Origin of the sequence: Aeromicrobium sp. (assembly GCF_047606445.1) — a bacterium.
Taxonomy (GTDB): Bacteria; Actinomycetota; Actinomycetes; order Propionibacteriales; family Nocardioidaceae; genus Aeromicrobium.
Genome location: NZ_JASGEK010000081.1, coordinates 1 through 7,907, shown reverse-complemented (window position 1 = coordinate 7,907; position 7,907 = coordinate 1). Strand labels below are relative to the sequence as shown.

8 protein-coding genes are annotated in these 7,907 nt (G+C 72.4%); 5 read left to right on the top strand and 3 right to left on the bottom strand.

The features are described from left to right. Window positions 1-13: 13 nt before the first annotated feature. On the bottom strand, window positions 14-796 hold the full coding sequence (locus QM621_RS14915; protein ID WP_414991180.1) for an ROK family protein: 783 nt from the start codon (window positions 794-796) through the stop codon (window positions 14-16). Window positions 797-852: 56 nt separating this feature from the next. Between QM621_RS14915 and QM621_RS14910 the strand changes: the two genes are divergently transcribed. Beyond that, a complete protein-coding gene (locus tag QM621_RS14910) occupies window positions 853-1,104 on the top strand; it encodes a helix-turn-helix domain-containing protein (RefSeq protein WP_414991179.1) in 252 nt (83 codons plus the stop codon). Window positions 1,105-1,190: 86 nt separating this feature from the next. Here the strand turns inward: QM621_RS14910 and QM621_RS14905 are convergent, their stop codons facing one another. Together QM621_RS14905 and QM621_RS14900 are read right to left on the bottom strand one after the other, a co-directional pair. After that, window positions 1,191-3,179, bottom strand: a complete 1,989-nt coding sequence (locus tag QM621_RS14905; protein WP_414991178.1) for a YhgE/Pip family protein — start codon at window positions 3,177-3,179, stop codon at window positions 1,191-1,193. After that, entirely contained in the window at window positions 3,179-6,061 is a 2,883-nt protein-coding gene (locus tag QM621_RS14900) for an MMPL family transporter (protein WP_414991177.1), read from the bottom strand. Before QM621_RS14900 ends, QM621_RS14905 begins: the two co-directional genes overlap by 1 nt. 59 nt (window positions 6,062-6,120) lie before the next feature. On the opposite strand from QM621_RS14900, the gene QM621_RS14895 reads away from it, so the two are divergent. The 4 genes from QM621_RS14895 (at window position 6,121) to QM621_RS14880 (ending at window position 7,813) form a co-directional block, all read left to right on the top strand. Further along, window positions 6,121-6,750 carry a TetR/AcrR family transcriptional regulator gene (locus QM621_RS14895; RefSeq protein ID WP_414991176.1) on the top strand — a complete coding sequence of 210 codons (630 nt, stop codon included), beginning with the start codon at window positions 6,121-6,123 and terminating at the stop codon, window positions 6,748-6,750. Beyond that, window positions 6,747-7,076: an SMR family transporter gene (locus QM621_RS14890; protein WP_414991175.1), complete on the top strand. Its 330-nt coding sequence runs from the start codon at window positions 6,747-6,749 to the stop codon at window positions 7,074-7,076. The genes QM621_RS14895 and QM621_RS14890 overlap by 4 nt, the downstream gene beginning before the upstream one ends. Continuing rightward, window positions 7,076-7,390 carry a DMT family transporter gene (locus QM621_RS14885; RefSeq protein ID WP_414991174.1) on the top strand — a complete coding sequence of 105 codons (315 nt, stop codon included), beginning with the start codon at window positions 7,076-7,078 and terminating at the stop codon, window positions 7,388-7,390. Before QM621_RS14890 ends, QM621_RS14885 begins: the two co-directional genes overlap by 1 nt. Window positions 7,391-7,453: 63 nt before the next feature. Beyond that, a complete protein-coding gene (locus tag QM621_RS14880; RefSeq protein WP_414991173.1) occupies window positions 7,454-7,813 on the top strand; it encodes a DoxX family protein in 360 nt (119 codons plus the stop codon). Window positions 7,814-7,907 lie beyond the last annotated feature (94 nt).

The following is a 7,907-nucleotide window of genomic DNA, read 5'->3' as shown; positions in this document are numbered from 1 at the left end:
TTCGCGCGGCGGCTCAGCCGACCCGCCGCGCGAAGGCCACCGCCGCTCCGACCAGCCCCGCCTCCTCGAAGGGCGAGGCGACCACCTGCGGCCGCGCCGCCTCCGGCGTCTGCGCGGCCAACTCCTCGTGGAGGGCCGGGGCGAAGCGGTTCCAGTGCGCGCGGGCGATGCCGCCGGACAACACCACCGTCCGCGGGCGGAAGACCACGCCGAGCGTGGCGATCCATCCGCCCAGCCGGTAGCCGTACTGCGCCCGCCCCGCGTCCTCGCCCATCGACCGCTCCACCTCGGCGAGTCCCTGCGAGCCGAGCGCCCACCAGACCTCGCGTTCGGAGGCGCGCGTGTCGAGCCGCCAGTCGCCCACGTCCCAGTTCTCGCCGGAGCAGGGCCGCAGTGGGCGGCCGCCGGCGTCCAGGACACCCAGGCCGACCGAGGTGCCCAGCGAGATCGCCACCAGTCCGTGGTCGACGTCGGGAATCCGGCCCGCCGCGTAGGCGTGCGCCTCGCCGTCGTTCACCACGACCGTTGGACAGCCTAGATCGCTCGTCAGCCGTCGGGCGAGATCGCCTTCCAAACCCGGGACCGCGCGGCTGAGACGGACACGGCCCCGCTCGCTGTCGACGAAGCCCGCCGTCGACACGGCCACCCCGCGCAGACCCCGCGTGGCCGCGCTCGCGTGGCGGACCAGGCTCGACGCGTCCGTCACCTCGACCCGCCGCGACGCTCCGACCACCCCGCCGCGCACCACCGCCATGCGCGCCGAGCTCCCACCGACGTCGAACACCACGATCGGCACTGGTCCCACCTCTTCCCACGCTGGGTGGCCAGTGATTGTGTCACGAGCCATAGCGGATGACGACGCCGATCCTCGAGCCGCGCAAGCGTCCCGCGCAGGAGCGCAGCCAGCGCAAGTTCGACCTGTTGCTGTCGGTGGCGCGCGAGTTGCTGCTGGAGGTCGGGTTCGACTCCTTCACCTGCGAGGAGGTCGCGCAGCGGGCGGGGCTGCCGATCGGCACGCTGTACCAGTTCTTCGCGAACGAGTACGTGATCGTCATCGAGCTCAAACGCCTCCTCGCCGCCTACCTCCTCGCCGCCGAGTCCTGAGGGGGTCGCCTTCTCGCCAGATTTGCTGGCTTATCCACCGTTCGCACGCCCTCGAATGGTGGATAAGCCAGCAAATCTGGGAAGAACTAGACCACGAGGGTGGGGTGGAGGCGGGTGAGGGTGACCCGTTGCTGGCGCTGGGCGGCGACCATCGTGGCGACGAGGGCGAGCAAGCCGAAACAGACCAGCGCGAAGGCGTCCGCGCCGACGCCCGTCGTGCCGCCCGCGGTCGCCGCGCGCAGGGCGTGCACCGCGTAGGACATCGGCAACAGGCCGTGCAGCGTGCCGAACAACCCCGGCGAGGTCTCGATCGGATAGGTGCCGCCGGCCGCCGCCAACTGCAAGCACACGAAGGCGATGGCGACGAAGCGTCCCGCCCCGCCGAACCACGCGATGAGGCTCTGGTTGACCGCGACGAACACCCACGCGGTCAGCAGGCCGATCGCGACCATGAGCCACGGCTGCGCGACGTGGACGCCGACCACCCACAACAGGACCGCCGCCAACAAGGCCACCTGCGCCACCGCGACCAGCGCGCCGGGCACGAAACCGGCCAAGGTCGCGCGGACGCTGCCCGTCGTCGCGGCCACGGCGCGCGGCGACAGCGGACGCAGCAGCAGGTAGATCGACATCGCGCCGACCCACAGCGCCAACGCGATGAAGTACGGGGCCAGGCCCGCGCCGTAGTTGTCGACCGCGTTCAGCCGCTCGGCCGTGGCGCCCACCGGCGTCGCCGCGACCTCGGCCAGCCGCTCGCTCTCGTCATCGGAATAGCCAGGCACCGCGTCCGCGCCCTCGTCGAGCCCGTCGGCCAGCTGACCGGCGCCCCCGGCGAGCTCGCCCGCGCCGCCGGCCAACTCCCCGGCGCCCGCCGCGGCCGACGCCGTGCCGGACGCCAACTGCCCGGTGCCCTCGCTCAGCGCCGCGGCCCCGTCGGCCGCTCGGTCGATGCCAGCGACGAGGGTAGGAAGATTCGCGGCCAGCTCGCTGTTGCCCGCCGCGACCTGGGCCGCTCCGTCGGCGAGCGCCTGCGACTGCTGGCCCGCCTGAGCGGCCTGCGCCGCGACCTCGTCGACCTGTCCCTGCGCGGCGGCGATCTGGTCGGCGGCCGCGTCGAGGGCGGCGCAGTCGGCGGCGCCGTTGTCCCGGCAGGCCTGGGCGAGGTCGCGCAGCGACGTCTCCGCCGTCGACAGCGCCTCGCGGGCCTGTCCCGTGCCGCCGGTGATCGTGCCGGTGACCTGCTGGACCAGCGCGTTCATCTGGGCCGTCCCGTCGGCCACCTGGCGGGAGCCGTCGGCGAGGCGCTGGACGTCGCCGGGCAGCGTCGCGACGCCCTGCCGCAACTGTCCGAGGCCGCTGGCGAGCTCGGCGCTGCCGCCGTCGAGCGCCCGCGCTCCGTCGGCCAACTGGGCCGTGCCGTCGGCGAGCTTCCCGGCCCCGTCGGTCAGCTGTCCGGCTCCGTCGGCGAGCTGGCCCGCGCCTCCGGCCGCCTCGCCGAGGGACGCCTTGACGCCGTTGAAGCCCAGGTAGATGTTGCCGAGGTAGGTCTGCGTGACCTGGGCGTTGAGCGCCTCGCGCGCGGCGACGAGGATGCGGTCGGCGATCTGCCCGTTCACGAAGTTGACCGCGTCGTTGGTGCGCAGGTCGAGCTCGCCCTGGACGGCCTGCGCCGGGTCGCCGCCGGTCGAGACGGCCGCCTGCGACAGATTCTCCGGGATCGTCAGCACGGCCTTGTACGTGCCGTCGGCGAGGCCCTTCTCGGCGTCGCCCTCGTCGGTGAGCACCCAGTCGTAGTTGTTCCTCGCCTCGCTGCCGACGAGGTTGCCGGCGAGCAGCCGGCCCACCGCGACGGGCTGCTTCTCACCGTCGGGGCCCTCGACCTCGATCATCTGGTCGTGGTTGACCACGGCGGCCCGCACCTGGTCGAGCCGGCCGATCGGATCGGCGTTCGCCCACACGTACAGCGCGCCGTAGAGCAGCGGGACGACCGCGACCGCCACGAGGGCGATCCGGGTCAGGCGGCTGCGCTGGAAACGCGCGATCTCGTACCAGGGAAGGGGCGGTGAGGGAATCATCAGATCATCAACTCGTCGAGGAGGTGGCGGGGGTCGAGCTCCGCGAGGTGGACGTGGGGCGACGGCGGCGGGGCGGCCTGCGCGGACCGGACCCCCGCGACCAGCGAGGCGCCGGTCCCGTCGAGCAGGCGGCGCAGCGTCGCCCACAGCAGCGCCTGGTCGGCGGGCGAGCGGAGGTCGTCGGCGTCGTCGAGGACGAGCAGCTCCGGCTCGGAGACCAGCGCGAGCGTCGCGCCGAGGGCGATCCGCTCCATGCGCGAGAGCGTGGAGACGAGCCGCTTCCCGTCGAGGCCGGGATAGAGCAGGCCCGCCTCGTCGTGCGCCTCGGCGAGCGCCCGCTCCAGCCGGTCGCGGACGCGGTCGACCCGGCGCCTGGGCACCCACAGGCCGAAGGCGGAGATGGCGAACCGCTCGGCGATGTGCTGGTCGACGCCGAGGTGGCCGTCGAGCTCGTTGACGCCGCGCGTCTCGCCCAGCGCCGCGACCTTGCGGACCGCGCCCGACTCGTGCGGCAGCAGTCGTCCGGCCACCCGCAGCCGACCGGCGGTGAAGGCCATCCGTCCGGCGAGGGTCAGCAGCAGCGCCGTCTTGCCCGAGCCGTCGGGACCGTGCACGACGAGCCAGTCGCCGCGCGGCAGGATGAGGTTGACGTCGTTGTAGACGATCCCCTCGGAGGTCTCCAGGGTCAGCCCGGACGCGGTCAGCGCGCCGTCGCGGTTCTCACGCGGCCACGACTCCAGCGCGAGCTTCTCGTAGAGCGCCTCGCCCTCGGCGTCGATGTGCGGCAGCCGTCGGGCGAGGAAAGACGGCATCGACCACGCCTTGTCGCCGGCGAACTTCATCACGGCGGGCGCGAAGAGCATACGAACGAGGAAAGCGTCGGCGAACACCCCGACGGCCAGCGCGAAGGCGATCGGCTTGATGTTGGCGTCGCCCTCGGGCACGAAGCCCGCGAACACCGCCAGCATGATGACGGCCGCCGCCGTGACCACCCGCGAGCTGCCGACGAAGCCGTCGACGATGGCCTTCTGCGCGTCGCCGGAGCGTCCGTACTCCTCTTTCATGCGCGCCATGAGGAAGACCTCGTAGTCCATCGACAGGCCGAACAGCACCGCCATGAGCAGGATCGGCAGGAAGCTGATGAGCGGCCCCGGCTGGTCGAGGTGGACGAGGTCGCCGAGCCAGCCCCACTGGAACACCGCGACGACGGCCCCGAAGGCGGCGCCGGTGGACAGCAGGAAGCCGATGGTCGCCTTGATCGGCACCAGCAGCGAGCCGAAGACGAGCATGAGCAGCAGCACCGACAACCCCATGACGACGATGGCGAAGGGCAGCAGCGCGCCGCTGAGCCGCTCGGATACGTCGATGCCGGCGGCGGTGTAGCCGGTGACCGCGACGTCGACGTCGTGCTCGGACTCCCACTGGGGCGCCCGGTCGCGGATGGTGTGCACGAGGTCGGCCGTGCGGTCGTCGCGCGGCCCGGTCTCGGGGATCACCTGGATCACGGCGGTGTCGGCGGTGCGGTTGGGGGTGGCCAGGCCGATGCCCGCGACGCCCGGCAGCGCGTCCAGGTCGGCGCTGACCGCGTCGACCACGCCGAGCGGGTCGGTGGAGGTGAGGACGTCCATCGTCACCAGCAGCGGGCCGTTGTGGCCGGGGCCGAACTCCTCGGCGATGAGATCGTAGGCGTCGCGTGCGTTCGTGCCCTTCGGCTCGACCCCGTTGTCGGGGAGGGCCAGTCGGAGGTCCTTGGCCGGGATCGCGACGACGGCGAGGAGGACCACGATGGCGAGGATCGACAGGGTCGGGAAGCGCGTGGTGAGCGCGACCCAGCGCCGCGAGAACGCGCCCGGCGGACGCTCGCCGTCCTTGGGCCGCAGCCGCTCCCCCGCCGAGGCCATGACGGCGGGCAGCAGCGTGACCGCGACGAGCACCGACACCGCGACGGCGAGCGAGCCGATGACGCCCATGACGGCGAGGAAGGGGATGCCCGCGATGGACAGTCCCAGCAGCGCGATCATGACGGTCACGCCCGCGAAGACCACCGCCGAGCCCGCCGTGGCGACAGCGCGGGCGGCGGCCTCGTCCGGCTCGACGCCTTCGGAGAGCAGCTCGCGGTGCCGGGAGATGATGAACAGCGCGTAGTCGATGCCGACGGCGAGTCCGATCATCAGCGCGAGCAGCGGCGACGTCGAGGAGATCGTGAAGAAGCCGGTGGCGACCCAGGTGAGCTCCAGCGCGACGACCACCCCGACGACCGCGGTGGCGATGGCCAGGAAGGCGGCGCGCGCGGAGCGGAACATGCGGTAGAGCACGACGAAGGCGACGATGACGCCGATCACCTCGACGATCGACAGCTTCGGTCCGGCGCTGGAGAAGGCGTCGCCGCCGACGGCGACGGTGTAGCCCGCGTCGTCCAAAGGCTCGGTGGCCCGGGCGAGGTCGTCTTTGAGATCGGGGGTGACGTCCTCGAAGCCGCCGTCGAGGCGCACTTGGATCTGCGCGGCGCCGCGGTCGGCGGAGATCGAGACGTCCTCTGACAGGCCGAAGGGCGAACTCGCCTCGGCGACGCCGTCGACCGCGTTCAGCCGGGCGAGCGTGTCGTCGATGAGCGCCCGGGAGGCGGGCGCGTCGACGGTGGATCCGTCGGGGGCGACCACCACGACGTAGGCCGAGACGCCGGACAGCTCCGGGAAGGTCCGGTCGAGGGCGTCGACGGCCTCCTGCGCCTCCGATCCGGGGATCGTGAACTCGTCGCGGGTGCCGTCGCCGAGCGCGGCCGCCGCGACGCCGCCGGCCAGGATGAGCACGATCCAGGCCACGATCACGCGGACGTGGTGGCGGAAAGCCCAGCCTCCGAGGCGGTGCAGAAAGGTCGACATGACCCCGACGATACATGAATGTATTGAATACATCAATGCATCGGAGTAATCTTTTCCCTGTGACCTCCGTCGACCCGAGCCCCGCGCTCCGCCACCGTTCGGTCACCCGGGGACGTCTCCTCGACGCCGCCCGCGCCCTCCTCGCCCGCGAGGGCTTGAAGGGCGTCACCATCGCCCGCCTCTGCGGCGAGGCCGGCTTCACCCGGGGCGCCTTCTACTCGAACTTCGACTCGATGGACGACCTCGTGCGCGCCCTCGTCGACCGGGAGCGCGAGCGCATGCTCGCCCTGGTGCGCGAGGCCGCCGACCCCGCGACCTTCGCGGGACTGGAGCCCGCCGAGGCCGCGACCGCCGTGCTGGAGCGCTTCGCCGTGCTGCAGCCGCCCGACCGCGACTGGTTCCTGCTGCACCTGGAGTTCGAGTTGCGCGGCCTGCGCGGCGACCTCGGCGGCGAGGAGTTCGTGGAGTGGTGGCATCGCATCATCGACGGCATCGCCGAGGTGGTCGAGACGGTGCTCGACGCGATGGGCCTGCGGCTCGTGGTCGAGGCCCGCGAGGCCGTGCTCGTGCTCATGGGCACCTGGGACGCGCTCGTGCTGAGCTCCCTCGTGGAACGACGCGAGTTCGACCTCGACCTCTTGCGCCGCACCACCCCCCGCCTGCTCGTCTCCCTCACCGAGCCCGCGTGAGAGCCCCGGTCCTGCTCGCGGGGGCGATCGTCGCCGAGGTCGCCGGGACGCTGACGCTGCGCGCCGCGACCGACTGTCCGGGCCTGATCCCCGTGGTCGCCGTCGCCTATGCCGCGGCCTTCACGCTGCTCGGCCTCGCGCTGCGCGCCGGGATGCGGATCGGCGCGGCCTACGGCGTGTGGGCGGCGTCGGGCGTGGCGCTGGTGGCCGGGCTCGGCGCGCTGCTCTTCGACGAGACGCTGAGCCCGGCGGCCGTCGTCGGGATCGCCGTGATCGTCGTCGGCGTGGTCCTGATCGAGACCGGCCAGACCGAGGACGCCCGCTGATGGCCTGGGTGTGGCTGGCGTGCGCCATCGCCTCGGAGGTCGCCGCGACGTTGAGCCTGCGCGCGAGCGACGGGCTGCGGCGGCGCGCCTGGCTGGTCCCGGTCGTGGTCGGCTACGTCGTCGCCTTCGCCTTCCTCGGTCTGACCCTGCGCGCGGGCCTGCCGGTCGGTGTGGCCTACGCCGTGTGGTCGGCGGTCGGGATCGTCCTCGTCGCCGTCCTCGCCCGCGCCTTCTGGGACGACCCGCTGACGCCGCGCATGCGCATCGGGATCGCGCTGGTGATCGTCGGCGTGGCACTGGTGGAGCTCGGCTGAGCGCTCCCGCGGAATGTCGACCCGCCATGATGGGAGTCCGCCGGACACCACCGAGGAGCACCCATGACCGCCACCCCTGACTTCTGGATTCCCACCGTCGCCTTGGCGGTGCTCCTGCTCGGCGACGCGCTGATCTCGATCCGGCCGCCCGGGTTCATCCGCGACTGCCTCGACGGGGTCGGCTTCCCTCGGGACTGGTGGTGGGCGCTCATCGTCGTCAAACTCCTCGCGACGGCCGGACTGCTCGCCGGGCTGCAGTACGAGGGCGTCGGCCTGACCACGAACGCCGCCGTCATCGCCTACTTCTGCTGCGCCGCCTACGCCCACCTGCGGGCGAACTTCCTCGGCGTCGTCTTCTGGGTCAACTGCCTCGGCATGCTCGCCGTGTCAACGGCCGTGCTGGTGGTGTCCTACCTGCTCTAGCGCCCCACCTCCCCCGGAGGCGGTGAGTTATCCACCTTTCGTGTGAGGCGGTGGATCATCCACCCTATGAGCGCTCATAGGGTGGATGATCCAC